This is a genomic window from Streptomyces anulatus, assembly GCF_000721175.1.
GTDB classification, from domain to species: domain Bacteria; phylum Actinomycetota; class Actinomycetes; order Streptomycetales; family Streptomycetaceae; genus Streptomyces; species Streptomyces anulatus_C.
Window position 1 is genome coordinate 1 of sequence record NZ_JOEZ01000013.1, and the last position, 26499, is coordinate 26499.

The 26499-nt window shown below is 71.2% G+C and carries 23 protein-coding genes; 20 read left to right on the forward strand and 3 right to left on the reverse strand.

From position 1 onward, the window contains the following. Window positions 1–232: 232 nt before the first annotated feature. Entirely contained in the window at window positions 233–919 is a 687-nt protein-coding gene (locus tag IG90_RS0116085) for a DUF2470 domain-containing protein (protein WP_030584066.1), read from the reverse strand. 188 nt (window positions 920–1107) lie between these two features. Here IG90_RS0116085 and rpsD point away from each other — a divergent pair, with 188 nt between their 5' ends. Beyond that, window positions 1108–1722 carry a 30S ribosomal protein S4 gene (gene rpsD, locus IG90_RS0116090; protein ID WP_030584068.1) on the forward strand — a complete coding sequence of 205 codons (615 nt, stop codon included), beginning with the start codon at window positions 1108–1110 and terminating at the stop codon, window positions 1720–1722. 17 nt (window positions 1723–1739) lie between these two features. Here rpsD and IG90_RS0116095 read toward each other — a convergent pair whose 3' ends face one another. Beyond that, window positions 1740–3953 carry an ATP-binding protein gene (locus IG90_RS0116095; protein ID WP_030584073.1) on the reverse strand — a complete coding sequence of 738 codons (2214 nt, stop codon included), beginning with the start codon at window positions 3951–3953 and terminating at the stop codon, window positions 1740–1742. A 175-nt stretch (window positions 3954–4128) separates the two neighbouring features. Here IG90_RS0116095 and IG90_RS0116100 point away from each other — a divergent pair, with 175 nt between their 5' ends. The 13 genes from IG90_RS0116100 to nusB all read left to right on the forward strand — a co-directional run bounded on the left by IG90_RS0116100 (window position 4129) and on the right by nusB (window position 17505). Beyond that, window positions 4129–4590: a DUF948 domain-containing protein gene (locus IG90_RS0116100; RefSeq protein WP_030584075.1), complete on the forward strand. Its 462-nt coding sequence runs from the start codon at window positions 4129–4131 to the stop codon at window positions 4588–4590. A 7-nt stretch (window positions 4591–4597) separates the two neighbouring features. Beyond that, window positions 4598–4945 carry a DUF6167 family protein gene (locus IG90_RS0116105; RefSeq protein WP_030584078.1) on the forward strand — a complete coding sequence of 116 codons (348 nt, stop codon included), beginning with the start codon at window positions 4598–4600 and terminating at the stop codon, window positions 4943–4945. Beyond that, window positions 4945–7614 carry an alanine--tRNA ligase gene (gene alaS, locus IG90_RS0116110; RefSeq protein ID WP_030584081.1) on the forward strand — a complete coding sequence of 890 codons (2670 nt, stop codon included), beginning with the start codon at window positions 4945–4947 and terminating at the stop codon, window positions 7612–7614. Before IG90_RS0116105 ends, alaS begins: the two co-directional genes overlap by 1 nt. Window positions 7615–7622: 8 nt before the next feature. Next, on the forward strand, window positions 7623–8096 hold the full coding sequence (gene ruvX, locus IG90_RS0116115) for a Holliday junction resolvase RuvX (protein ID WP_030584084.1): 474 nt from the start codon (window positions 7623–7625) through the stop codon (window positions 8094–8096). A gap of 100 nt (window positions 8097–8196) precedes the next feature. After that, window positions 8197–9948, forward strand: a complete 1752-nt coding sequence (gene mltG / locus IG90_RS0116120) for an endolytic transglycosylase MltG (protein ID WP_030584086.1) — start codon at window positions 8197–8199, stop codon at window positions 9946–9948. Beyond that, window positions 9945–10772 (forward strand): shikimate dehydrogenase, encoded by an 828-nt coding sequence (locus tag IG90_RS0116125; RefSeq protein WP_030584090.1) that lies wholly within the window; start codon window positions 9945–9947, stop codon window positions 10770–10772. The genes mltG and IG90_RS0116125 overlap by 4 nt, the downstream gene beginning before the upstream one ends. Before the next feature lie 145 nt (window positions 10773–10917). After that, on the forward strand, window positions 10918–12102 hold the full coding sequence (aroC, locus tag IG90_RS0116130) for a chorismate synthase (RefSeq protein WP_030584092.1): 1185 nt from the start codon (window positions 10918–10920) through the stop codon (window positions 12100–12102). Next, a complete protein-coding gene (gene aroB / locus IG90_RS0116135) occupies window positions 12099–13745 on the forward strand; it encodes a 3-dehydroquinate synthase (protein WP_078585273.1) in 1647 nt (548 codons plus the stop codon). The genes aroC and aroB overlap by 4 nt, the downstream gene beginning before the upstream one ends. Beyond that, entirely contained in the window at window positions 13742–14182 is a 441-nt protein-coding gene (gene aroQ, locus IG90_RS0116140; RefSeq protein ID WP_030584098.1) for a type II 3-dehydroquinate dehydratase, read from the forward strand. Before aroB ends, aroQ begins: the two co-directional genes overlap by 4 nt. Before the next feature lie 150 nt (window positions 14183–14332). Beyond that, entirely contained in the window at window positions 14333–15214 is an 882-nt protein-coding gene (locus IG90_RS0116145; RefSeq protein ID WP_030584101.1) for a Pro-rich N-terminal domain-containing protein, read from the forward strand. Window positions 15215–15347: 133 nt separating this feature from the next. Beyond that, window positions 15348–16454 (forward strand): M24 family metallopeptidase, encoded by a 1107-nt coding sequence (locus IG90_RS0116150; RefSeq protein WP_030584104.1) that lies wholly within the window; start codon window positions 15348–15350, stop codon window positions 16452–16454. Between the two features lie 50 nt (window positions 16455–16504). Next, window positions 16505–17071, forward strand: a complete 567-nt coding sequence (gene efp / locus IG90_RS0116155) for an elongation factor P (RefSeq protein WP_007453234.1) — start codon at window positions 16505–16507, stop codon at window positions 17069–17071. 2 nt (window positions 17072–17073) lie between these two features. After that, on the forward strand, window positions 17074–17505 hold the full coding sequence (gene nusB, locus IG90_RS0116160) for a transcription antitermination factor NusB (protein ID WP_010057335.1): 432 nt from the start codon (window positions 17074–17076) through the stop codon (window positions 17503–17505). 183 nt (window positions 17506–17688) lie between these two features. On the opposite strand, the gene bldD is transcribed toward nusB, so the two are convergent. Continuing rightward, window positions 17689–18189 (reverse strand): transcriptional regulator BldD, encoded by a 501-nt coding sequence (gene bldD, locus IG90_RS0116165; protein WP_030584111.1) that lies wholly within the window; start codon window positions 18187–18189, stop codon window positions 17689–17691. A gap of 221 nt (window positions 18190–18410) precedes the next feature. Here bldD and pyrR point away from each other — a divergent pair, with 221 nt between their 5' ends. From pyrR to carB, 6 genes are all read left to right on the forward strand, one after another. Next, window positions 18411–18995 carry a bifunctional pyr operon transcriptional regulator/uracil phosphoribosyltransferase PyrR gene (gene pyrR, locus IG90_RS0116170; protein ID WP_030584113.1) on the forward strand — a complete coding sequence of 195 codons (585 nt, stop codon included), beginning with the start codon at window positions 18411–18413 and terminating at the stop codon, window positions 18993–18995. 94 nt (window positions 18996–19089) lie between these two features. Beyond that, window positions 19090–20076: an aspartate carbamoyltransferase catalytic subunit gene (locus tag IG90_RS0116175; RefSeq protein ID WP_030584116.1), complete on the forward strand. Its 987-nt coding sequence runs from the start codon at window positions 19090–19092 to the stop codon at window positions 20074–20076. Between the two features lie 2 nt (window positions 20077–20078). Beyond that, window positions 20079–21365, forward strand: a complete 1287-nt coding sequence (locus IG90_RS0116180; protein ID WP_030584121.1) for a dihydroorotase — start codon at window positions 20079–20081, stop codon at window positions 21363–21365. Continuing rightward, window positions 21362–21970: a PH-like domain-containing protein gene (locus tag IG90_RS0116185; protein WP_030584125.1), complete on the forward strand. Its 609-nt coding sequence runs from the start codon at window positions 21362–21364 to the stop codon at window positions 21968–21970. The genes IG90_RS0116180 and IG90_RS0116185 overlap by 4 nt, the downstream gene beginning before the upstream one ends. Then, window positions 21967–23130, forward strand: a complete 1164-nt coding sequence (gene carA, locus IG90_RS0116190) for a glutamine-hydrolyzing carbamoyl-phosphate synthase small subunit (protein ID WP_030584127.1) — start codon at window positions 21967–21969, stop codon at window positions 23128–23130. Before IG90_RS0116185 ends, carA begins: the two co-directional genes overlap by 4 nt. After that, window positions 23123–26431 carry a carbamoyl-phosphate synthase large subunit gene (carB, locus tag IG90_RS0116195; protein WP_030584129.1) on the forward strand — a complete coding sequence of 1103 codons (3309 nt, stop codon included), beginning with the start codon at window positions 23123–23125 and terminating at the stop codon, window positions 26429–26431. The genes carA and carB overlap by 8 nt, the downstream gene beginning before the upstream one ends. Window positions 26432–26499: the final 68 nt, after the last annotated feature.

The window sequence follows — 26499 nt, forward strand, 5'->3', positions numbered from 1 at the left end:
TTGGCGGACCCGAGAACCACTACAAGGGCTGCACCCGTATCACCAGCCGAAACGCCCAAAGTTGCGCCGCAGACCGAACCCGTAACCGAACGGCATTGGTCCTAGGGCGTGTTTCGAAAGTAGCGCCGTCCGCCCGGAGGGCGGGCTCGGCGGCGTCTGGTGCGTGCGATCGCAAGGCGGAGGGTCGCCCCGATACACGCCCTAGCGCCGCTCGTCCGGACGCGCCGCCGGGTCAGGACGCGGCCGCCTCGAAGAGGGTGTGCATGGCGCGGCGCAGCTCGGTGACATCGCGCACCGGCTCCGGGAACTCGAAGCGGGCGTCGAAGCAGGACCCCTGGACCTCGACGAAGCGGACCCGCAAGCCGAAGCGGTCCAGCGCGACCGGCACGGCCCTGGGCCGGCGGGCGGTGCGCTCGCCCAGCAGACCGCACAGGGTGCGCATCTGCTCGTCGTGGGCGGAGTGCAGATGCTGGAGCAGCTCCGCCTCGTGGGTGACCAGTGGGTCGGGGTCCGCGTCCCGGAAGCCCTCCGGCTCGACGCCCTCGGCGCCCCAGAGGTCGTCCACGTACGCCTCACCGAACTCCAGGCGCAGCATCATCCGGCCGGGCTCGGCGATGCCGGGCACGGAGGTGAGCCAGCCGGAGACCCACGCGCGGCCCCGGATCCGGTGGGGCACGGAGACCGGAGCGACGTCCGTGATCTCCAGCACGGCGGTCAGCTCGTCGCCCTGCGCGTGCGTCGCGGCCCGGACCGCCGGGGAATCCGCGGGGAATTCGAGGAACAGATCGCCCTCGGGTCCCACGCTCCTGCTGTCCGGGACCAGCGGCTCCGCGCGGGCCGGATCGAGCCCCGGTACGACGAGCAGCGCGGAGCAGGTACTCTGTACGAGAGTTCGTGTGCGCTCGGCTGCTGACGGCATCCGAGTGTTTTCAAGCCCGCTGGGACGCGGCTGACCACGATCAGATCGGCCTTCCGTCGTAGCAGCACCTTCTGGTGTGCTGCCGCTGTCTGTGCTGTCCGTGACGTGAGTGGTGTTCCCAGGGCGAGACATGCGATCTCCTTGAGTAAGGTAAACCTAACCTAACCCACAACGGAGGTCTGGAGAACGTGCCTAACCAGTCGCGTCCCAAGGTCAAGAAGTCGCGTGCCCTCGGCATCGCTCTGACGCCCAAGGCTGTCAAGTACTTCGAAGCCCGTCCGTACCCGCCGGGCGAGCACGGCCGTGGCCGCAAGCAGAACTCGGACTACAAGGTCCGTCTGCTGGAGAAGCAGCGCCTGCGTGCGCAGTACGACATCAGCGAGCGCCAGATGGTGCGCGCCTACGACCGTGCCAAGAAGGCCGAAGGCAAGACGGGCGAGGCGCTGGTCGTCGAGCTCGAGCGTCGCCTCGACGCCCTGGTTCTGCGTTCGGGCATCGCCCGCACCATCTACCAGGCCCGCCAGATGGTCGTCCACGGCCACATCGAGGTCAACGGTGGCAAGGTCGACAAGCCTTCCTTCCGCGTGCGCCCCGACGACGTCGTCCAGGTCCGGGAGCGCAGCCGCACCAAGGTCCCCTTCCAGGTGGCCCGCGAGGGTGGCTACGACACCGACGGTGAGACCCCGCGCTACCTCCAGGTGAACCTGAAGGCCCTGGCCTTCCGCCTGGACCGGGACCCGAACCGCAAGGAGATCCCGGTGATCTGCGACGAGCAGCTCGTCGTCGAGTACTACGCCCGCTGATCCAGGCGTAGCCGCTCTCACCAGCGCTCCGGCCCGCCCCTCCCTGTCATCCGGGAGGCGGCGGGCCTTCGCGTTCCCCCGGGCCCGCCCGGCGCCGCCTGCCCGCCCGCGCCCGGCGCGTCCCTCGCCGCGGCCGGGCCGTCGCCGGCCAGCGCCCGGTCGACCGCGGTGTCCGGATCCAGCCGCCGGCCCGCCCGCAGCCCCTCCTCGTACGCCGCGTTCCCCAGCTCCCGGCGTGCCTGCTCCTCGCACTCCGCCCGTGGCCGCCCGTAGAACGCCGAGCCGAACAGCTGCAGACCCACCGACGGCCAGATGGCCTCCGCCGCACCCTGGAGCACGGCGGCCTCCCCGGCGTCCCCCTCCACCACCGTCACCAGGGCCAGCAGCTCCAGCGACAGCACCGTGCCCAGCAGATCGTTGAACGTCCGGCCGATCGTCAGGCACTCGCCGAGCATCTGCCGCGCCCGCGCCGGCCGTCCCCGTCGCAGCGCCGCGTACGCCAGGACGTACAGCGCGTACGCCAGCGCCCACCGCTCCCCGTGGTCCTCGCAGATCTCCCGGACCTCGTCGCAGATCACCGCCGCCGCGTCCAGATCGCCGAGGAACGCCACCGCCATGGCCAGCTCCACCTGCGCCATCAGCACGTTGCTGTTCAGCTCGCCGACCTCGCGGTACCGGCCGAGCGCGTCACGGAGCAGCTCCTCGGCCCGTGGCATGTCGTCCGTCACGATCGCCAGACACCCCGTGCGATGCACCGCGTACGCCAGTGCCGTCGCGTCTCCGGAGCGCTCGGCCTCCTCCCGGCACTCCTGGAGCGCCGAGATCGCGCCGACCGTGTCGCCCTGAAGCACCGCCACATAGCCCAGCACCCACAGCACCTTCAGCCGTGCGGCATCGTGCGGGGTCGGTTCCTCCAGGACGTGGTCCAGCCAGTGCCGCCCCTCGGACAGCCGCCCGCAGCCGGCCCAGTAGAACCACAGGGTGCCCGCCAGATACTGCGCCAGATGCACCTCGTCGGGGCTCTCCATCGAGCACTCCATCGCCCGGCGGAGATTGGGCAGTTCACCGTCGATCCGCGCCGCCACCTCCGCCTGGCGCGGACTGAACCAGTCCAGCTCGCACCAGGTCGCGAGCCCCAGGAACCAGTCCCGGTGCCGCCGGCGCAGCCGCTGGGCGTCCCCGGCCGCCGCCAGCCACTGCGCCCCGTACTCTCTGACCGTGTCCAGCAACCGGTAGCGGGCGCCGGTCGGGCCGTCCTCGCGCTCCACCACCGACTGGGCGAGCAGCTCGTCCAGCACATCGAGCACCGAGTCGGCCGGCAGGTCCGGCCCGCCGCAGATGTACTCGGCGGCCTCCAGGTCGAACTGCCCGGCGAACACCGAGAGCCGCGCCCACAGCAGCCGCTGCTCGGACGTGCACAGCTCATGGCTCCAGCCGATCGCCGTACGCAGCGTCTGGTGGCGGGGCGGCGCGCCCCGTGGGCCGCCGGTCAGCAGCCGGAACCGGTCGTCCAGCCGCAGGAGCACCTGTTCCACCGAGAGGGCGCGCAGCCGCCCGGCTGCCAGCTCCAGGGCCAGCGGAATACCGTCGAGGCGGCGGCAGAGCTCCAGCGCGGCCGTCCGCTCGCCCGCCGTCGGGGCCCAGCCCGGCCGCACCCCGCGCGCCCGTTCGGTGAAGAGCTCCACCGCGTCCCCGTCGGACATCGGGGCGAGCGGGAACGTCCGTTCCCCTTCCACCCGGAGGGGGCAGCGCCCGGCCGCGAGCACCTGGAGGCGCGGGGCCCGGCGCAGCAGTTCGGTGACGAGATCGGCGCAGGCGTCGACGAGGTGCTCGAAGCCGTCGATCACCAGCAGCGTCCGGCGCTCGGAGAGATGTCCGACGAGGACGGCGCGCGGCGGCCTGCTGGTGTGATCGGTCAGGCCCAGCGCTTCGGCCAGGGCGTGTTCCAGCAGGTCGGGATCGCGTACGGCGGACAGCTCGGCCAGCAGGACTCCGTCGCAGTACCGTTTCTCCCGGAGCGCGGCGACACGGGTGACGCACCGGGTCTTGCCCACGCCCGCCACCCCGGCGACGGTGACGAGCCTGGACTCCTCCAGCAGCCCGTCCAGCTCGGCCAGTTCGTCCTCGCGTCCCACGAATCTGTTCAGTTCGGCCGGGAGGGTGCCGGGTGCCGCCGCGGGGCGGGCGTCCGGACCATCGGGATTCGGGGAGGGGTCCTGCAGGCGTCGCATGAAACACGGAGCGTACTGGCTTGAAAGCTCTCCGTACAATCTCGTGAAGCAACTCCCGCTCGGCCCGTGGGGAATGCGGTAGGGGAGGAGATGTGCGGCGCGATAGGCTCGTGGGACAAGGCCCGGCAGGGCCCGAGCGACGAGCAGAGAGCGGTGCACAGTGTCCGGTGGAGAGGTGGCCGGGATCCTCGTGGCCGTCTTCTGGGCGATCCTGGTCTCGTTCCTCGCCGTGGTGCTGGTGAGGCTCGCCCAGACGCTCAGGGCGACCACCAAGCTCGTGGCGGACGTGACCGACCAGGCCGTTCCGCTGCTGGCCGACGCCTCGGCGACGGTGCGCTCCGCGCAGACCCAGCTGGACAAGGTCGACGCCATCGCGAGCGACGTCCAGGAAGTCACCTCCAACGCCTCCGCGCTCTCGACCACCGTCGCCTCCACCTTCGGCGGCCCCCTCGTCAAGGTCGCGGCGTTCGGCTACGGCGTACGGCAGGCCCTCGGCCGCCGCGCCGCCCCCGAGCCCGACCCGGAACCGGCGCGGGGCCGTGGCTCCGCCCGCCGCACGGTGATCGTCGGCCGGACCGTACCCTCGGCGCGCGGACGCAGGCGCGAACGCCGAAACGCCCGCGGACAGAAGGACTGATCCAGCGATGTTCCGCCGCACGTTCTGGTTCACCGCCGGCGCAGCCGCCGGTGTGTGGGCCACCACCAAGGTCAACCGCAAGCTCAGGCAGCTGACCCCCGAAAGCCTCGCGGCGCAGGCCGCGGACAAGGCGATCGAGACCGGTCACAAGCTCAAGGACTTCGCCCTCGACGTCCGTGAGGGCATGGTCCGGCGCGAAGCCGAACTGGGCGGCGCCCTGGGCCTGGAAGCGCCGGTCGACCCCGACCTTCCCGTACAGCGGCACTTCGCCGTCGAAGCGGCCGAACCGCCCGCGAACGCGAGCACGTACCGCAAGCTCCCCTACAGAACGAACAACCGGAATGAGGACCACTGATGGAGTCGGCTGAAATCCGCCGCCGCTGGCTGAGCTTCTTCGAGGAGCGCGGTCACACCGCCGTGCCTTCGGCGTCGCTCATCGCGGACGACCCGACTCTGCTGCTGGTCCCCGCGGGCATGGTCCCCTTCAAGCCGTACTTCCTCGGCGAGGTCAAGCCGCCCGCTCCGCGCGTCACCAGCGTGCAGAAGTGCGTGCGCACGCCGGACATCGAAGAGGTCGGCAAGACCACCCGCCACGGCACCTTCTTCCAGATGTGCGGCAACTTCTCCTTCGGGGACTACTTCAAGGAGGGCGCCATCCAGCTCGCCTGGGAGGCGCTGACCAACTCCGTCGAGGACGGCGGCTACGGCCTCGACCCCGAGAAGCTCTGGATCACGGTCTACCTCGACGACGACGAGGCCGAGCAGATCTGGCGCGACAAGATCGGCGTCCCCGCCGAGCGCATCCAGCGCCTGGGCAAGAAGGACAACTTCTGGTCCATGGGCGTCCCCGGACCCTGCGGCCCGTGCTCGGAGATCAACTACGACCGCGGCCCCGAGTTCGGCGTCGAGGGCGGCCCGGCCGTCAACGACGAGCGCTACGTGGAGATCTGGAACCTGGTCTTCATGCAGTACGAGCGCGGCGCCGGCGACGGCAAGGAGGACTTCCCGATCCTCGGGGAACTGCCGTCGAAGAACATCGACACCGGTCTAGGCCTCGAACGCCTCGCCATGATCCTGCAGGGCGTACAGAACATGTACGAGACCGACACCCTGCGCGTCGTCATGGACAAGGCCACCGAGCTGACCGGCGTCCGCTACGGCGCCGAGCAGGGCACCGACGTCTCGCTCCGCGTCGTCGCCGACCACATCCGCACGTCGGTGATGCTCATCGGCGACGGTGTCACCCCCGGCAACGAGGGCCGCGGCTATGTGCTGCGCCGCATCATGCGCCGCGCCATCCGCAACATGCGTCTCATGGGCGCCACCGGCTCGGTCGTCAAGGAACTGGTCGACGTCGTGGTCGACACGATGGGTCTGCAGTACCCGGAGCTGATCACCGACCGCAAGCGCATCGAGACCGTCGCGCTCGCCGAGGAAGCCGCCTTCCTCAAGGCCCTCAAGGGCGGCACCAACATCCTGGAGACCGCCGTCACCGAGACCAAGGCCGCCGGCGGCCAGGTCCTCGCCGGCGACAAGGCGTTCCTGCTCCATGACACCTGGGGCTTCCCGATCGACCTGACCCTGGAGATGGCCGCCGAGCAGGGGCTGTCCGTGGACGAGGACGGCTTCCGCCGCCTCATGCAGGAGCAGCGCGACAAGGCCAAGGCCGACGCCCGCGCCAAGAAGACCGGTCACGCCGACCTGTCCGCCTACCGCGAGGTCGCCGACACCTCCGGCGCCACCGAGTTCACCGGCTACACCTCCACCGCCGGAGAGTCCACCATCGTCGGCCTCCTGGTCGACGGTGTGCCCTCGCCCGCCGCCACCGAGGGCGACGAGGTCGAGGTCGTCCTCGACCGCACGCCTTTCTACGCCGAGGGCGGCGGCCAGCTCGCCGACACCGGCCGCATCCGGCTCGACACCGGTGCCGTGATCGAGGTCCGCGACGTCCAGAAGCCGGTTCCCGGCGTCCACGTCCACAAGGGCGTCGTCCAGGTCGGCGAGGTGACGGTCGGAGCCTCCGTCTTCGCCTCCATCGACAACACCCGCCGCCGCGCCATCGCCCGCGCCCACAGCGCCACCCACCTCACGCACCAGGCGCTGCGCGACGCTCTCGGCCCCACGGCCGCCCAGGCCGGCTCGGAGAACTCCCCGGGCCGCTTCCGCTTCGACTTCGGCTCGCCCGCCGCCGTCCCCGGCACGGTCCTCACCGACGTCGAGCAGCGGATCAACGAGGTCCTGTCGCGGGAACTCGACGTCCAGGCGGAGGTCATGTCCATCGACGAGGCCAAGAAGCAGGGTGCGATCGCCGAGTTCGGCGAGAAGTACGGCGAGCGGGTCCGCGTCGTGACCATCGGCGACTTCTCCAAGGAGCTGTGCGGCGGCACGCACGTCCACAACACCGCCCAGCTGGGTCTGGTGAAGCTGCTCGGCGAGTCCTCCATCGGCTCGGGCGTGCGCCGCATCGAGGCCCTCGTCGGCGTGGACGCGTACAATTTCCTCGCCAAGGAGCACACGGTCGTCGCCCAGCTTCAGGAGCTGGTCAAGGGCCGTCCCGAGGAGCTTCCGGAGAAGATCGCGGGCATGCTCGGCAAGTTGAAGGACGCCGAGAAGGAGATCGAGAAGTTCCGCGCGGAGAAGGTCCTTGCGGCCGCCGCCGGACTCGTCGAGTCCGCCAAGGACGTCCGCGGCGTCGCCCTGGTCACCGGCCAGGTCCCCGACGGCACCTCCGCCGACGACCTGCGCAAGCTGGTCCTGGACGTGCGCGGCCGCATCCAGGGCGGCCGCCCGGCCGTCGTGGCGCTGTTCACCACGGCCAACGGCCGCCCGCTCACCGTCATCGCCACCAATGAGGCCGCCCGCGAGCGTGGTCTCAAGGCCGGTGACCTCGTCCGTACGGCCGCCAAGACGCTCGGCGGCGGTGGCGGCGGCAAGCCGGACGTCGCCCAGGGCGGCGGTACGAACCCGGCCGCCATCGGTGACGCCGTCGCCGCCGTCGAACGCCTCGTCACCGAGATCGCGTGACGAGCGCGATGACGCAGATGCGCCGGGGCCGACGGCTCGCCGTCGATGTCGGGGACGCCCGGATCGGGGTCGCCTCGTGCGACCCCGACGGGATCCTGGCCACGCCGGTGGAGACCGTGCCGGGACGCGACGTCCCGGCCGCCCACCGGCGGCTCCGCGGACTCGTCGACGAGTACGAGCCGATCGAGGTCATCCTCGGCCTGCCCCGCTCCCTCGGCGGCGGCGAGGGCCCCGCAGCCGCCAAGGTCCGGGCGTTCGCTCAGGAGTTCGCCCGCTCGATCGCACCCGTTCCGGTGCGTCTGGTGGACGAGAGGATGACCACAGTGACGGCCGCTCAGGGGATGCGCGCCTCGGGCGTGAAGTCCAAGAAGGGCCGGTCTGTCATCGACCAGGCTGCCGCTGTGGTGATCCTTCAGAACGCTCTGGAGTCCGAACGGGCGTCAGGCAATCCCCCGGGCGAGGGCGTCGAAGTGGTTGTCTGATCGCGATACGGTAACGTTCCGCGCGATGCGACGGTGTTCGAACAAACACCGCACAGCGAAGCGAAGAGACGGAACGTCGTCTCGCGGCTCTAGGGGATCGATGACTGAGTATGGCCGGGGCCCCGGCTCCGAACCGTGGCATCCCGAGGACCCCTTGTACGGGGACCAGGGATGGGGAGGCCGGCAGGCCGCCCACGGCCAGGGCCAGTACGGCGACCAGCAGCAGCCCTATCCGCAGGACCCGTACGCCCAGCAGCACCAGAACCACCAGCAGTACCCGCAGCAGCAGCCGTACGACCAGCAGCACCAGCAGTACGGGCAGCAGCCGCAGAACCAGCAGTACGGCGCGCCCCAGCAGGACCAGTACATCCAGCAGAGCGGTGCCCAGCCGCAGTACAACGGCGGCTGGGACACCGGGCAGCAGGCCGCGATGCCGTACGGGGGCGAGCCCCAGGACCCGTACGCCCAGCAGCCCGGCGGCTACGACGCATCGCAGGACTACTACGGCACCCCTGAGGCCTACCCCCCGCCGCAACCTCCGGGCCGCCGCGACGCCGCAGCCGAACAGCAGCAGCAACAACAGCAACAGTCGTCGACGGACTGGGACCCGGACGAGCCGCAGGAAGAGACGCACCCCTTCTTCACCGGTGCGGACGAACCGGCCGGCCGCGAGCCGCGCGACGACGACGATGACCCGGACGACGACGGATCGCGCGCCTCGCGCCGCGACCGCGGCGGCAGCGACCGCCGGGGCGGCAAGGGCAAGAAGAAAAAGAGCCGCAGCGGCTGTGCCTGCCTGGTGGTCTCCGTCGTCCTGCTCGGCGGCCTCGGCGGAGTCTCCTACGTCGGCTACACCTTCTGGAAGAAGCAGTTCGGCGCTCCGGCCGACTACGCGGGGGCGGGCACCGGCGAGGTCGAGGTCGAGATCCCCGAAGGGTCGCTCGGCTACGACATCGCCAACATCCTGCGCAAGAAGGGCGTCATCAAGTCCTCCGACGCCTTCGTCGCGGCGCAGAACGACAACCCCAAGGGCAAGTTGCTCCAGGCCGGCGTCTACCTCCTGAAGAAGGAGATGTCCGCTGCCAGCGCGATCGAGCTGATGCTCGACCCCAAGAGCCAGAACGCGTTCGTGATCCCGGAGGGGACCCGCAACGTCAAGGTCTATGCCGAGATCGACAAGCGGCTGGAGCTGGAGAAGGGGACCACGGCGAAGATCGCCAAGACCAAGGCGGAGTCGCTGGGCCTGCCCGACTGGGCGGACGACAACCCGGACGTGAAGGACCCGCTGGAGGGCTTCCTGTACCCGGCCGCCTATCCGGTCGCCAAGGGAACGAAGCCCGAGGACGCGCTGAAGCGGATGGTCACGCGGGCGAACAAGGAGTACGACAAGCTCGGCCTGGCGGACAGTGCGAAGAAGCTCGGTCTCAAGAGTCCGTGGGAACTGATCACCGTCGCGAGCCTCGTGCAGGTCGAGGGCAAGTACAAGCACGACTTCGACAAGGTCGCGCGGGTCGTCTACAACCGTCTCAAGCCGGGCAACATGGAGACGGTCGGGCGGCTCGAATTCGACTCCACGGTCAACTACATCAAGGGTCAGAGCACCCTCGACATCGGTGCGGTCGACGAGGTCCGGAAGATCGACGACCCGTACAACACCTACAAGATCATCGGCCTGCCCTCCGGCCCGATCAGCAATCCGGGCGCGGACGCCCTGCACTCGGCGATGAACCCCAAGCCGGGCCCCTGGTACTACTTCGTCTCGATCAACGAGGACAAGACGGTCTTCGCCGAGACCAACGAGGAGCACGAGAAGAACCGGCGGGAGTACGAAGAGGGGAAGTCCGGCCAGTGAGCGAGCCACGCCGGGCCGCCGTCCTCGGCTCGCCCATCGCACACTCCCTCTCCCCGGTCCTGCACCGCGCCGCGTACGCCGAACTCGGCCTGGAGGACTGGTCCTACGACCGGTTCGAGATCGACGAGGCGGCGCTGCCCGGGTTCATCGAAGGGCTGGACTCCTCCTGGGCCGGGCTGTCGCTGACCATGCCGCTCAAGCGGGCGATCATCCCGTTGCTCGACGAGGTCGGCGTGACGGCCGCCTCCGTGGAGGCCGTCAACACGGTCGTGTTCACGGAGGACGGCCGCCGAGTCGGCGACAACACCGACATTCCCGGCATGATCGCCGCTCTGCGTGAACGCGGCGTCGACAAGGTCGAGTCCGCCGCGGTGCTCGGAGCCGGTGCCACCGCCTCCTCCGCGCTGGCCGCGCTCGCGGCGATCTGTGCCGGACCGGTCACCGCTTATGTGCGCAGCCCCGAGCGGGCGGCCGAGATGCGGGCCTGGGGGGAGCGGCTCGGTGTCGACGTCGTGATCGCCGACTGGGCGGACGCGGCAGCGGCACTGACCGCGCCGCTCGTCATCGCCACCACCCCGGCGGGTGCGACGGACTCGTTGGCCGGATCCGTGCGGGGAACCCCGGGCATCCTCTTCGACGTGCTGTACGAGCCGTGGCCCACCGCGTTCGCCGCCGCCTGGTCGGCGCACGGCGGGGCGGTGGTCGGCGGGCTCGACCTGCTGGTGCACCAGGCCCTGCTCCAGGTCGAGCAGATGACCGGCCGGATCCCGGCACCGCTGGCCGTCATGCGGCAGGCCGGGGAAGCCGCGCTCGCGGACCGCTGACGGGTCCGTCGGCCGGTCCAGGACGTCCGTCTGCTGGACCGGCGGCCGGATCGCGCCCCGGGTCGTGGGAGGATCGGAGGTGGCGGGCCAGGGCCGCGCACCCGGTGGCGCCGTTGGATTTCAGGCGCGAGCATGAGGAGCACCGTTGAGCAGGTTGCGCTGGCTGACCGCGGGGGAGTCGCACGGCCCCGCACTGGTGGCGACGCTGGAGGGTCTTCCCGCCGGTGTCCCGATCACCACGGAGATGGTGGCGGAGGCGCTGGCCCGGCGACGGCTCGGTTACGGCCGCGGCGCGCGGATGAAGTTCGAGAAGGACGAGGTCACCTTCCTCGGCGGCGTACGCCACGGCCTCACCATGGGCTCCCCGGTCGCCGTCATGGTCGGCAACACCGAGTGGCCCAAGTGGGAGCAGGTCATGTCGGCCGACCCGGTCGACCCCGACGAGCTGGCGAAGCTCGCCCGTAACGCCCCGCTGACCCGCCCCCGGCCCGGCCACGCCGACCTCGCGGGGATGCAGAAGTACGGCTTCGACGAGGCCCGGCCGGTCCTGGAGCGCGCCAGCGCCCGGGAGACCGCCGCGCGCGTCGCCCTCGGGGCCGTCGCCCGCTCCTACCTCAAGGAGACCGCGGGCATCGAGATCGTCAGCCATGTCGTCGAGCTGGCCGCCGCGAAGGCGCCGTACGGCGTCCTCCCGGTCCCCGCCGACGTGGAGAAGCTGGACGCCGACCCGGTCCGCTGCCTGGACGCCGACGCGTCCAAGGCGATGGTGGCCGAGATCGACCAGGCACACAAGGACGGCGACACCCTCGGCGGCGTCGTCGAGGTGCTGGCGTACGGCGTGCCCGTCGGGCTCGGCTCGCACGTGCACTGGGACCGGCGCCTGGACGCCCGGCTCGCCGCCGCGCTCATGGGCATCCAGGCGATCAAGGGCGTCGAGGTCGGCGACGGCTTCGAACTGGCCCGGGTCCCCGGCTCGAAGGCGCACGACGAGATCGTCGCCACCGAGGACGGCATCAAGCGCACCTCCGGCCGTTCCGGCGGCACCGAGGGCGGGCTCACCACCGGTGAGCTGCTGCGCGTCCGCGCCGCGATGAAGCCCATCGCGACCGTGCCGCGCGCCCTGGCCACCGTGGACGTCGTCACCGGTGAGGCCACCAAGGCCCACCACCAGCGCTCCGACGTCTGCGCCGTACCGGCCGCGGGCATCGTGGCGGAGGCGATGGTCGCCCTCGTGCTGGCCGACGCGGTCGCGGAGAAGTTCGGCGGCGACAGCGTCCCCGAGACCCACCGCAACGTCCGGTCGTACCTCGACAACCTCCAGATCCGATGAGCGGCCCCCTGGTCGTCCTCGTCGGCCCGATGGGCGTCGGCAAGTCCACCGTCGGCGAACTGCTCGCCGCCCGGCTCGGCACCACCTACCGGGACACCGACGCGGACGTCGTCGCCGAGGCCGGCAAGCCGATCGCGGAGATCTTCTACGACGAGGGCGAGGAGCACTTCCGCGCCCTGGAGCGCCGGGCCGTCGAGGCGGCCGTCGCCGGGCACGCGGGCGTCCTCTCCCTCGGCGGCGGGGCCGTCCTGGACGCGGCGACCAGGGAGCTGCTGGCCGGCCGGCCGGTCGTCTACCTCTCCATGGACGTGGACGAGGCCGTCCGCCGCGTCGGGCTGGGCGCCGCCCGCCCGCTGCTCGCGGTGAACCCGCGCCGACAGTGGCGCGAGCTGATGGACGCCCGCCGCCACCTCTACGAAGAGGTCGCCCGTACCGTCGTCGCCACCGACGAACACACCCCCGAAGAGGTCGCCCAGGCGATCATCGACGCACTGGAACTGCCGGAGGGCCCAGCCGCCCCCGGCGTGGAGAACACCGGCATGACGCAGCAGAGCCCCACCCGCATCCAGGTCGCAGGCTCCGCAGGCTCCGCGGGCTCCGCCCCGTACGAGGTCCTCGTCGGCCACCAGCTCCTGGGCGAGCTGCCCCAGCTGATCGGCGACCGCGCCCGGCGGGTCGCCGTGCTGCACCCGGAGGCGCTGGCCGAGACCGGTGAGGCGGTCCGTCAGGACCTCGCCGACCAGGGGTACGAGGCCATCGCCGTCCAGCTGCCGAACGCGGAGGAGGCCAAGACCGTCGAGGTCGCCGCCTACTGCTGGAAGGCGCTCGGCCAGACCGGCTTCACCCGCACCGACGTCATCGTCGGCATCGGCGGCGGCGCCACCACGGACGTCGCCGGGTTCGTCGCGGCCACCTGGCTGCGCGGGGTCCGCTGGATCGCGATCCCGACCACCGTCCTCGGCATGGTCGACGCGGCCGTCGGCGGCAAGACCGGCATCAACACCGCCGAGGGCAAGAACCTCGTCGGAGCCTTCCACCCGCCCGCCGGGGTCCTCTGCGACCTCGCCGCGCTCGACTCGCTGCCGGTCAACGACTACGTCTCCGGCATGGCCGAGATCATCAAGGCCGGCTTCATCGCCGACCCGGTCATCCTCGACCTGGTCGAGGCCGACCCCGAGGGCGCGCGCACCCCGGCCGGTCCGCACACCGCCGAGCTGATCGAGCGCTCCATCCGGGTCAAGGCCGAGGTCGTCTCCAGCGACCTCAAGGAGTCCGGACTCCGCGAGATCCTCAACTACGGCCACACCCTCGCCCACGCCATCGAGAAGAACGAGCGCTACAAGTGGCGCCACGGCGCGGCCGTCTCCATCGGCATGGTCTTCGCCGCCGAGCTGGGCCGGCTCGCCGGACGCCTCGACGACGCCACCGCCGACCGGCACCGCAGCGTCCTGGAGTCGGTGGGCCTGCCGCTGGCCTACCGCGGCGACCAGTGGCCCAAGCTGCTGGAGAACATGAAGGTCGACAAGAAGTCGCGCGGCGACCTGCTGCGCTTCATCGTCCTGGACGGCATCGGCAAGCCCACCGTCCTGGAGGGCCCCGACCCGGCCGTTCTGCTCGCCGCCTACGGGGAGGTCTCCGCGTGACCCGAAAGGTCTTCGTCCTGAACGGCCCCAACCTCGGCAGGCTCGGCTCGCGCGAGCCCGACGTCTACGGGGCCACCTCCTACGCCGGACTCGTCGACGCCTGCACGACCCTCGGCAAGGAGCTCGGCTTCGACGTCGAGGTACGGGAGACCAACGACGAGGGCCAGCTGATCCGCTGGCTCCACGAGGCGGCGGACGGATCGATTCCGGTCATTCTCAATCCGGGTGCCTTCACGCACTACTCGTACGGCATGCGGGACGCGGCCGCCCAGCGCACCGCCCCGCTGATCGAGGTGCACATCTCCAACCCGTACGCCCGCGAGGAGTTCCGGCACACCTCCGTGGTCGCCGCGGTGGCCACGGGCACGGTGGCCGGGTTCGGCATCGGCTCCTACCGGCTCGCCCTGCGCGCCCTGGCCGACGAGCTGACCGACTGACGGACCGACACCGACGCGATTCCCGTCCGGCCTCCGCGCGGTCGGCGGGCACTTCGCACCCTCCCGGGCCGTTCACCCGAAGACGGCCCGGGAAGGTACGGTAGCCGTCCCATCAGCGTCAGTTGCAGTTACGAGACGGAGTGGCACCGGATGCAGCACGCAGTGGGGGCCCCGCTGCCGCCGCCCCACGGACCCGGTATCGGGCACGTCGGCCGGCCGTACCAGGCCCAGCACCCCGGTCACCCCGGCCCGCCCCCGATACCCCCGCCGCCCCCCGGCCAGGCGCCGCCTCCCCCGGCCCAGGGCCGGACCGGGCAGCCTCCTGCCCCCGGCCAGGCCCCGCAGCCCGGCTGGAGCGGCACAGGGCCCACGCCGCCGCCCGCCGGGCAGGGAGGCGGGCACACCGGGCACATCCAGCTGCCCCCGGGCGGCCCCGTTCCGCTGCCCGCGCCCCCCGCCGAGCCCGGTACCGGCGGCGCGACCCTCGCCGTGCTGCTCATCGGCCCGGCCGGGGCGGGCAAGACCACCGTCGCCAGGCTCTGGGCGGCCCGCCGCCGGGTGCCCACCGCCCACGTCTCCCTCGACGACGTCCGTGAGTGGGTCTGCTCCGGCTTCGCCGACCCGCAGGCCGGCTGGAACGACCACTCCGAGGCCCAGTACCGCCTGGCCCGCCGCACCTGCGGCTTCGCCGCCCGTAACTTCCTCGCCAACGGCATCTCCTGCATCCTCGACGACGCCGTCTTCCCCGACCGCCCGGTCGTCGGCCTCGGCGGCTGGAAGCGCCACGTGGGCCCCGGCCTGCTGCCAGTGGTCCTGCTGCCCGGCCTGGAGATCGTCCTGGAGCGCAACGCCGCCCGCAGCGGCAACCGCAGGCTCTCCGACGAGGAGGTCGCCCGCATCCACGGCCGGATGGCCGGCTGGTACGGCTCCGGCCTCCCGATCATCGACAACTCCACGTACGACGTGGAGACCACCGCCCGCGTCCTGGACGACGTACTGGCCCGGTCCATCGCGAGCCCGCCCGCCTGGTAGCCGCCGGAAGAGCCCGCCCGCCCGGCAGCGCTCGTGCTCCGGCGTCCCGGCCGACCGCGCACCGCCGCGGGCCAGCCCCCCGGTCGGGTGCGCTGGCCGGGCGGGCCGACGCCCTCGCTCGTACGCTCGAACCATGTCAGAGGTGCACGCCGTCCGACGCGGGCTGCTCCGCGACCGGTGCGCCGCCGCGGGCTCCGCGGCCGCCCTGGTCTCCCGCCCCGCCAACGTCCGTTATCTCGCGGGCGGAGCGCCTCCCGGCGCCGTGCTGCTGCTCGGCCCCGGCGAGGACGTTCTGCTCTGCCCGCGCGCCCCGACCGGTGAATCCGCCCACGGGCGGCCCGACGAGGCGCTCCGGATCGACCTCCTGCCCGTCCCGGACAGCGACCCGGTGGTCGCCGCCGCGGGCCTCGCCGCCGAGTCGGGCGCGGGCTCGCTCGCCGTCGAGGAGCACGATCTGACCGTGGCCCGGCACCGTGCCATGGGTAAGGCCGCCCCGCGCCTGGTCCTGGCCGATCTGGGCTTCACCGTGGAGCAGCAGCGGATCGTCAAGGACGAGGAGGAGATCGGCTGCCTCCGGATCGCCGCCGAGATCACCGACCAGGCCCTCGGTGAACTCCTCGAATCGATCCTGGTCGGCCGCACCGAGCGGCATCTCGCCCTCGAACTGGAGCGCCGCCTCGTCGACCACGGGGCGGACGGCCCTGCCTTCGCCACCTCCGTGGCCACCGGCCCCAACTCCGGCCAGGGACGCCACCGGCCCTCCGACCGCAGGGTGGAGGAGGGGGATTTTCTCTCCGTCCGCCTGGGCGCGAGCTACCACGGCTACCGCTGCGAGATCGGCCGGACCTTCGTCATCGGGACCGCCCCCACCGAGTGGCAGATCGAGCTCTACGACCTCGTTTTCGCCGCTCAGCGGGCCGGCCGGGAAGCCCTGGCCCCGGGGGCGGCCTACCGGGACGTGGACCATGCCGCCCGGCACCTGCTGGAGTCCGCGGGGCACGGAGAGGGCCTTCAGTCGAGGACCGGGCACGGTGTGGGGCTCGAAATCGAGGAGGACCCGCAACTGGCACCGACAGCCATGGGTAAACTGGACGCTTGTGTGCCGGTCACCGTCGAACCGGGGGTCCACCTCCCGGGCCGGGGCGGTGTCCGGATCGATGACACGCTCGTCGTGCGCCCCGAGGCGGACGGCGGACCCGAGCTACTCACCATGACGACCAAGGAGCTGCTCGCGCTCTAGCGCGCATCCTCGGTCGTTCCACCAGCTTCAGTCCAGGAGATTCCGCAACCGTGGCTTCCACGAACGACCTCAAGAACGGCCTGGTGCTCAAGCTCGACGGAGGCCAGCTCTGGTCCGTCGTCGAGTTCCAGCACGTCAAGCCCGGCAAGGGCCCCGCCTTCGTGCGCACCAAGCTCAAGAACGTGCTCTCCGGCAAGGTCGTCGACAAGACGTTCAACGCCGGCGTGAAGGTCGAGACGGCCACCATTGACCGCCGCGACATGCAGTTCTCGTACATGGACGGCGAGTACTTCGTCTTCATGGACATGGACACGTACGACCAGCTCATGGTCGACCGCAAGGCCGTCGGCGACGCCGCCAACTTCCTGATCGAGGGCTTCACCGCCTCCGTCGCCCAGCACGAGGGCGAGGTGCTCTACGTCGAGCTGCCCGCCGCGGTCGAGCTGACGATCCAGCACACCGACCCGGGCGTCCAGGGCGACCGCTCCACCGGCGGCACCAAGCCCGCCACCCTGGAGACCGGTTACGAGATCGGCGTGCCGCTCTTCATCAGCACCGGCGAGAAGATCAAGGTCGACACCCGCTCGGGCGACTACCTCGGCCGGGTGAACAGCTAACCGTGGCTGCCCGGAACAAGGCCCGCAAGCGCGCCTTCCAGATCCTCTTCGAGGCCGACCAGCGCGGTGAGTCCGTGCAGAGTGTCCTCGCGGACTGGGTTCGGCACTCGCGGACCGATGACCGTCAGCCGCCGGTCGGCGAGTTCACGATGGAGCTCGTCGAGGGGTACGCGCAGTACGCGGACCGGATCGACGACCTCATCGTCACCTACGCGGTGGACTGGGAGATCGACCGCATGCCGGTGGTCGACCGGAGCATCCTGCGGCTCGGTGCGTACGAGCTGATCTGGATGGACGAGACCCCGGACGCCGTGGTGATCGACGAGGCCGTCCAACTCGCCAAGGAGTTCTCCACCGATGACTCCCCGTCCTTCGTGAACGGTCTGCTGGCCCGTTTCAAGGACCTCAAACCGAACCTCCGCCGGGAGCAGTAGCCCCCGGCCGCGACGGTTCGGTCGCACACACCACGAAGGGCCCACGGTCAGCCGACCGTGGGCCCTTCGGGGTACCCGGCGCCGAGCCGGAACACGGGAGACGGGAACGCCGGGCGGGCGGGGACCCGAAGGTCCCCGCCCGCCCGGCGGCACGTTTCTGCTGTGGGGTCGGGCCCCGCTCGCTCAGCCCTCGTCGTGGGAGACCGCGCGGCGCGCGTCCGCGTCCAGCACGCCCCAGCTGATGAGCTGCTCCGTGAGCACGGAAGGCGACTGGTCGTAGATGACGGCGAGCGTGCGAAGGTCGTCCTGGCGGATCGAGAGCACCTTGCCGTTGTAGTCACCGCGCTGGCTCTGGATGGTCGCCGCGTAGCGCTGCAGCGGACCGACCTTCTCCGGCGGGACGTGGGCGAGGCGCTCCAGGTCCAGGACGAGCTTCGGCGGCGGCTCGGCGGCCCCACCCGGCGTCGTGCCGGGCAGCAGCTCCTGCACCGGGACCCCGTAGAAGTCCGCCAGCTCGGCGAGGCGCTGTACGGTCACGGCACGGTCGCCGCGCTCGTACGAACCGACCACGACGGCCTTCCAGCGACCCTGGGACTTCTCCTCCACGCCGTGGAGGGAGAGGCCCTGCTGGGTGCGGATGGCACGGAGTTTGGCCCCGAGCTGCTTTGCGTATTCGCTGGACATATGGCTCCCCGGACGCTGGAACAGTGTGCGGCTCCGCCGCGTGGCTGGTAACTCACTGTGAGGTTACGCAGCGTTACTTGGATGCGTCAAGCCGAGTGGTCCGGACCGGCACCTCCCGGGGCGGGGCCAGGGCCGAGCGCAAGCCCTGGTAGCGTGGATGACGCAATTTCGACGTCCTTTAACGATCCGTCCCGTGAGGCGGAGAAGGAGGTCCGTTTCTTATGGACGCACAGCACGACGACACCGGCAACGCGGCACGCCCCGTTCTCGAGGCCCCCGACATCGCCCGTGTACTGACCCGTATCGCCCACGAGATCGTCGAACGCGCCAAGGGCGCCGACGACGTGGTGCTGCTCGGCATCCCGACGCGGGGCGTCTTCCTCGCCCGTCGGCTCGCCGACAAACTCGAACAGATCACCGGCCGGAAGACGCCGGTCGGATCGCTCGACATCACGATGTACCGCGACGACCTGCGGATGCGCCCGGCGCGCGCCCTGGCCCGTACCGACATCCCCGCCGAGGGGATCGAGGGCCGCCTGGTCGTCCTGGTCGACGACGTGCTCTTCTCCGGCCGCACGATCCGCGCCGCCCTCGACGCGCTCGGCGACATCGGCCGCCCGCGCGCGGTGCAGCTCGCCGTCCTCGTCGACCGCGGCCACCGGGAACTCCCGATCCGCGCGGACTACGTCGGCAAGAACCTCCCCACGTCGCTGCGGGAGACGGTCAAGGTCCAGCTCGCCGAGGAGGACGGCCGCGACGCCGTGCTGCTCGGCGTCAAGCAGACCGCCCCCGCGGACACGCAGTAGCCCGGGCCCTCCCGTGGGCCCGTCCGGGGCCGTACGGCCGCTCCTGCGCGCCCGCATGCCTGAAACTCCCTCCAGCCACCCGGAGAACCCCCAGATGAAGCGTCACCTCATCTCGGCCGCCGACCTCACCCGCGACGACGCCGTCCTGATCCTCGACACCGCCGAGGAGATGGCCCGGGTCGCGGACCGGCCGATCAAGAAGCTCCCCACCCTGCGCGGCCGTACCGTCGTCAACCTCTTCTTCGAGGACTCGACCCGTACCCGCATCTCCTTCGAGGCGGCCGCCAAGCGGCTGTCCGCCGACGTCATCAACTTCTCCGCCAAGGGCTCCTCCGTCTCCAAGGGAGAGTCCCTGAAGGACACCGCGCTGACCCTGGAGGCGATGGGCGCCGACGCCGTCGTCATCCGGCACGGAGCTTCCGGCGCCCCCTACCGGCTCGCCACCTCCGGCTGGATCGACGGGGCCGTGGTCAACGCCGGGGACGGCACCCACGAGCACCCCACCCAGGCCCTCCTGGACGCCTTCACGATGCGCCGCCGGCTCGTCGGCGCCGACACCGGGCTCGGCCGCGACCTGGACGGCCGCCGCATCACGATCGTCGGCGACATCCTGCACAGCCGCGTCGCCCGCTCCAACGTCCACCTGCTGACCACGCTCGGCGCGCACGTCACCCTGGTGGCCCCGCCCACCCTCGTCCCCGTGGGCGTCGAACAGTGGCCCTGCGACGTCAGCTACAGCCTCGACAACGTGCTGGCGGAGTCCGATGCGGTGATGATGCTGCGTGTGCAGCGTGAACGGATGAACGCCGCGTACTTCCCGACCGAGCGCGAGTACTCCCGCCGCTACGGCCTGGACGGCGAGCGGATGGCGAAGATGCCCGAACACGCCATCGTCATGCACCCCGGCCCGATGGTCCGCGGCATGGAGATCACCGCCGAGGTCGCCGACTCCGACCGCTGCACGGTCGTCGAGCAGGTCGCCAACGGCGTCTCCATCCGCATGGCCGTGCTCTACCTGCTGCTCGGCGGCTCCGACACCGCGCTGTCCGCCGCCCCCGCCCGTACCGAGGAGAACAAGTAACCATGAGCAAGATCATTGTCCGCGGTGCGCGGATCCTCGGCGGCGAGCCGCAGGACGTACTGATCGACGGCGAGACCGTCGCCGAGGTGGGCGCCGGGATCGACGCCGCCGACGCCACCGTGATCGAGGCCGAGGGGCAGATCCTGCTGCCCGGCCTGGTCGACCTGCACACCCATCTGCGCGAGCCCGGCCGCGAGGACTCCGAGACCGTCCTCACCGGCACCAGGGCCGCGGCCGTCGGCGGCTTCACCGCCGTGCACGCCATGGCCAACACCTTCCCCGTCGCCGACACCGCCGGCGTCGTCGAGCAGGTCTGGCGGCTCGGCAAGGAGTCCGGCTACTGCGACGTCCAGCCCATCGGCGCCGTCACCGTCGGCCTGGAGGGCAAGAAGCTCGCCGAGCTGGGCGCGATGCACGACTCCGCCGCCGGGGTGAAGGTCTTCTCCGACGACGGCAAGTGCGTCGACGACGCGGTGATCATGCGCCGCGCCCTGGAGTACGTGAAGGCCTTCGACGGCGTCGTCGCCCAGCACGCCCAGGAGCCCCGCCTCACCGAGGGCGCCCAGATGAACGAGGGCATCGTCTCCGCCGAGCTCGGACTCGGCGGCTGGCCCGCCGTCGCCGAGGAGTCGATCATCGCCCGCGACGTCCTCCTCGCCGCCCACGTCGGCTCCCGCGTCCACATCTGCCACCTCTCCACCGCCGGCTCCGTGGAGATCGTCCGCTGGGCCAAGTCCAAGGGCTGGAACGTCACCGCCGAGGTCACCCCGCACCACCTCCTCCTCACCGACGAGCTGGTCCGCAGCTACAACCCGGTCTACAAGGTGAACCCGCCGCTGCGCACCGAGGCCGACGTCATGGCCCTGCGCGAGGCGCTCGCCGACGGCACGATCGACTGCGTCGCCACCGACCACGCCCCGCACCCGCACGAGGACAAGGACTGCGAGTGGGCCGCGGCCGCCATGGGCATGGTGGGCCTGGAGACCGCGCTCTCGGTCGTCCAGCAGACGATGGTGGACACCGGCCTGATCGACTGGGCGGGCGTCGCCGACCGCATGTCCTTCCGTCCCGCGGCCATCGGCCGGCTCGAAGGACACGGCCGCCCCGTCTCGGCGGGTGAGCCCGCCAACCTCACCCTGGTCGATCCGGCATACCGTGGAGCCGTGGACCCCGCGGGCTTCGCGTCCCGCAGCCGAAACACCCCCTACGAGGGCCGTGAGCTGCCGGGCCGTGTCACCCACACCTTCCTGCGGGGCCGTGCCACGGTCGTCGACGGGAAGCTCGCGTGACAACTCTGATCCCCCTGTACCACCTGGCCGCCGAGCAGAAGTCGGCGGAAGTGACGGACTGGGCCGCCCGCATCGCCTGGGTGGTCGGCCTGTTCGTCTTCATCGCCCTCGTCTACTGGCTGATGCGCCAGGGCTGGAAGTGGCGCGCCAGCCTCCAGTCCGGCCTCCCGGCGCTCCCGGCCACCCCCGAGGGCTTCGCCGGTGACGAGGCGCTGCTGACGCTTCAGGGGCGCTACCACGCCTCCACCACCGCCGGTCAGTGGCTCGACCGGATCGTCGCGCACGGCCTCGGAACCCGCAGCCGTACCGAGCTCACGCTCACCGCCCGCGGCCTGCACGTCGAACGCCCCGGGGCGACCGACTTCTTCATCCCGGCCGACGCCCTGCGCGAGGCCCGTCTCGACAAGGCGCTCGCCGGCAAGGTCCTCCCCGAAGGCGGCCTGCTGATCATCACCTGGGCGCACGGCGAGACGCTGATCGACTCCGGCTTCCGCTCCGACCACGCCGCCGAGCACCAGGCCTGGGTCGACGCCGTCAGCCGCCTCACCGGCGCCCCGGCCGCCACGCAACTCACCAGCACTCCTACGGAAGGCACCGCACGATGACGATCTCCACCCGGGGGGACCAGACCCCCGCCGTACTCGTCCTGGAGGACGGTCGCGCCTTCCGCGGCCGTGCCTACGGGGCCGTGGGGGAGACCTTCGGCGAAGCGGTGTTCTCCACCGGCATGACCGGCTACCAGGAAACGCTGACCGACCCCTCGTACCACCGTCAGGTCGTCGTCATGACGGCCCCGCACGTCGGCAACACCGGCGTCAACGACGAGGACCCCGAGTCCGGCCGCATCTGGGTCTCCGGCTACGTCGTCCGCGACCCCGCCCGCAAGCCCTCCAACTGGCGCTCGCAGCGCTCGCTGGACGAGGAACTGGTCGCGCAGGGCGTCGTCGGCATCAGCGGCGTCGACACCCGCGCGCTCACCCGCCACCTGCGCGAGCGCGGCGCGATGCGCGTCGGGATCTTCTCCGGCGCTGCGCTCACCAGCGTCTCCGCCGCGGGGATCCCCGACGAGGGCACCCTCCTCGCCAGGGTCCGCCAGGCCCCCGAGATGACCGGCGCCGACCTGTCCGCCGAGGTCGCCACCAAGGAGGCCTACGTCGTCCCCGCGATCGGCACGAAGAAGTTCACCGTCGCCGCGATCGACCTCGGCATCAAGGGCATGACCCCGCACCGGATGGCCGAGCGCGGCATCGAGGTGCACGTGCTGCCCGCCACCGCCACCCTGGAGCAGGTGTACGCCGTGAACCCGGACGGCGTCTTCTTCTCCAACGGCCCCGGCGACCCGTCCACCGCCGACCACCCGGTCGCCCTCATGCGGGGCGTCCTGGAGCGGTCCACCCCGCTCTTCGGCATCTGCTTCGGCAACCAGATCCTCGGCCGCGCGCTCGGCTTCGGCACCTACAAGCTGAAGTACGGCCACCGCGGCATCAACCAGCCGGTGCAGGACCGCACCACCGGCAAGGTCGAGGTCACCGCCCACAACCACGGCTTCGCCGTCGACGCCCCGCTGGACAAGGTCTCCGACACGGAGTTCGGCCGCGCCGAGGTCTCCCACGTCTGCCTGAACGACCAGGTCGTCGAGGGCCTCCAGCTCCTGGACCGGCCCGCCTTCAGCGTCCAGTACCACCCCGAGGCCGCCGCCGGGCCACACGACGCCGCGTACCTCTTCGACCGCTTCACCACCCTGATGGAGGGCCAGCGTGCCTAAGCGCTCCGATATCCAGTCCGTCCTGGTCATCGGCTCCGGTCCGATCGTCATCGGCCAGGCCGCCGAGTTCGACTACTCCGGCACCCAGGCCTGCCGCGTCCTCAAGGCCGAGGGCCTGCGCGTCATCCTGGTGAACTCCAACCCGGCGACGATCATGACCGACCCGGAGATCGCCGACGCCACCTACGTCGAGCCGATCACCCCCGAGTTCGTCGAGAAGATCATCGCCAAGGAGCGCCCCGACGCGCTCCTGCCCACCCTCGGCGGCCAGACCGCGCTCAACACCGCGATCTCCATGCACGAGAACGGCGTCCTGGAGAAGTACGGCGTCGAGCTCATCGGCGCCAACGTCGAGGCGATCAACAAGGGCGAGGACCGCGACCTCTTCAAGGGCGTCGTCGAGGCCGTCAAGGCGAAGACCGGATACGGCGAGTCCGCCCGCTCCGTCATCTGCCACACCATGGACGACGTCATCGCCGGCGTCGACACCCTGGGCGGCTACCCCGTCGTCGTCCGCCCCTCCTTCACCATGGGCGGCGCCGGCTCCGGCTTCGCCCACGACGAGGAGGAGCTGCGCCGCATCGCCGGGCAGGGCCTCACGCTCTCGCCGACCACCGAGGTGCTCCTGGAGGAGTCCATCCTCGGCTGGAAGGAGTACGAGCTGGAGCTGATGCGCGACCGACACGACAACGTCGTGGTCGTCTGCTCCATCGAGAACTTCGACCCGATGGGCGTCCACACCGGTGACTCGATCACCGTCGCCCCGGCGATGACGCTCACCGACCGCGAGTACCAGCGGCTGCGCGACGTCGGCATCGCGATCATCCGCGAGGTCGGCGTCGACACCGGCGGCTGCAACATCCAGTTCGCCATCGACCCCGCCGACGGCCGGGTCATCGTCATCGAGATGAACCCGCGCGTCTCCCGCTCCTCGGCGCTCGCCTCCAAGGCCACCGGCTTCCCGATCGCCAAGATCGCCGCCAAGCTGGCCGTCGGCTACACCCTGGACGAGATCCCCAACGACATCACCGAGAAGACGCCGGCCTCCTTCGAGCCGACCCTCGACTACGTCGTCGTCAAGGCCCCGCGCTTCGCCTTCGAGAAGTTCCCCTCCGCCGACTCCACCCTCACCACCACCATGAAGTCGGTGGGCGAGGCCATGGCGATCGGCCGGAACTTCACCGAGGCCCTCCAGAAGGCCCTGCGCTCGCTGGAGAAGAAGGGCTCGCAGTTCGCCTTCACCGGCGAGATCGGCGACAAGGCCGAGCTGCTCGCGGAAGCGGTCCGCCCGACCGACGGACGGATCAACACCGTCATGCAGGCGATCCGCGCCGGCGCCACCCAGGAGGAGGTCTTCGACGCCACGAAGATCGACCCGTGGTTCGTCGACCAGCTCTTCCTGATCAAGGAGATCGCCGACGAGCTGGCCGCCGCCGAGCGCCTGGACGCCGACCTGATCGCCGAGGCCAAGCGGCACGGCTTCTCCGACGCTCAGATCGGCGAGATCCGCGGGCTGCGCGAGGACGTCGTCCGCGAGGTCCGGCACGCGCTCGGCATCCGCCCGGTCTACAAGACGGTCGACACCTGCGCCGCCGAGTTCGCCGCGAACACGCCGTACTTCTACTCCTCCTACGACGAGGAGAGCGAGGTCGCCGGCCGCACCAAGCCGGCCGTGATCATCCTCGGCTCGGGTCCCAACCGCATCGGCCAGGGCATCGAGTTCGACTACTCCTGTGTGCACGCCTCCTTCGCGCTCAGCGACGCGGGCTACGAGACCGTCATGGTCAACTGCAACCCGGAGACCGTCTCCACCGACTACGACACCTCCGACCGGCTCTACTTCGAGCCGCTCACCCTGGAGGACGTCCTGGAGATCGTGCACGCCGAATCGCTGGCGGGCCCGATCGCCGGTGTCATCGTGCAGCTCGGCGGCCAGACCCCGCTCGGCCTCGCGCAGGCGCTCAAGGACAACGGCGTCCCCGTCGTCGGCACCTCCCCGGAGGCCATCCACGCCGCCGAGGACCGCGGCGCCTTCGGCCGGGTCCTGGCCGAGGCCGGACTGCCCGCGCCCAAGCACGGCACCGCCACCACCTTCGGCGAGGCCAAGGCCATCGCCGACGAGATCGGCTACCCCGTCCTCGTACGGCCGTCCTACGTCCTCGGCGGGCGCGGCATGGAGATCGTGTACGACGAGACGCGCCTCGCCTCGTACATCTCCGAGTCCACCGAGATCAGCCCCACCCGGCCGGTCCTGGTCGACCGCTTCCTCGACGACGCCATCGAGATCGACGTGGACGCCCTCTACGACGGCACCGAGCTGTACCTCGGCGGCGTCATGGAGCACATCGAGGAGGCCGGCATCCACTCCGGCGACTCGGCCTGCGCCCTGCCTCCGATCACGCTCGGCGGCTTCGACATCAAGCGGCTGCGCGCCTCGACCGAGGGCATCGCCAGGGGCGTCGGCGTGCTCGGGCTGATCAACATCCAGTTCGCGCTCTCCGGTGACATCCTCTACGTCCTGGAGGCCAACCCGCGCGCCTCCCGCACGGTCCCCTTCACCTCGAAGGCGACCGCCGTCCCGCTCGCCAAGGCCGCCGCCCGCATCTCGCTGGGCGCGACCATCGCCGAGCTGCGCGCGGAGGGCCTGCTGCCGAAGACCGGCGACGGCGGCACCCTGCCGCTGGACGCGCCGATCTCCGTCAAGGAGGCCGTGATGCCGTGGTCGCGCTTCCGCGACATCCACGGCCGGGGCGTCGACACGGTCCTCGGCCCGGAGATGCGCTCCACCGGCGAGGTCATGGGCATCGACTCGGTCTTCGGCACGGCGTACGCCAAGTCGCAGGCCGGCGCCTACGGCCCGCTGCCCACCAAGGGCCGCGCGTTCATCTCGGTCGCCAACCGGGACAAGCGCTCGATGATCTTCCCGGCCCGCGAGCTGGTCGCCCACGGCTTCGAGCTGATGGCCACCTCCGGCACCGCCGAGGTCCTCAAGCGCAACGGCATCAACGCCACCGTCGTGCGCAAGCAGTCCGAGGGCACCGGGCCCAACGGTGAGAAGACCATCGTCCAGCTCATCCACGACGGTGAGGTCGACCTCATCGTCAACACGCCGTACGGCACCGGCGGCCGGCTCGACGGCTACGAGATCCGCACCGCGGCCGTGGCCCGCTCCGTACCGTGCCTGACCACGGTCCAGGCGCTCGCCGCCGCCGTCCAGGGCATCGACGCCCTGAACCACGGTGACGTCGGGGTCCGTTCCCTCCAGGAACACGCCGAGCATCTGACAGCGGCACGCGACTGAGGGGGCACCCGGCGGATCACGGCCGGGTCCGCGACGCGCGGCCTGTCCGGCCCTGATCCCCCGGGCAC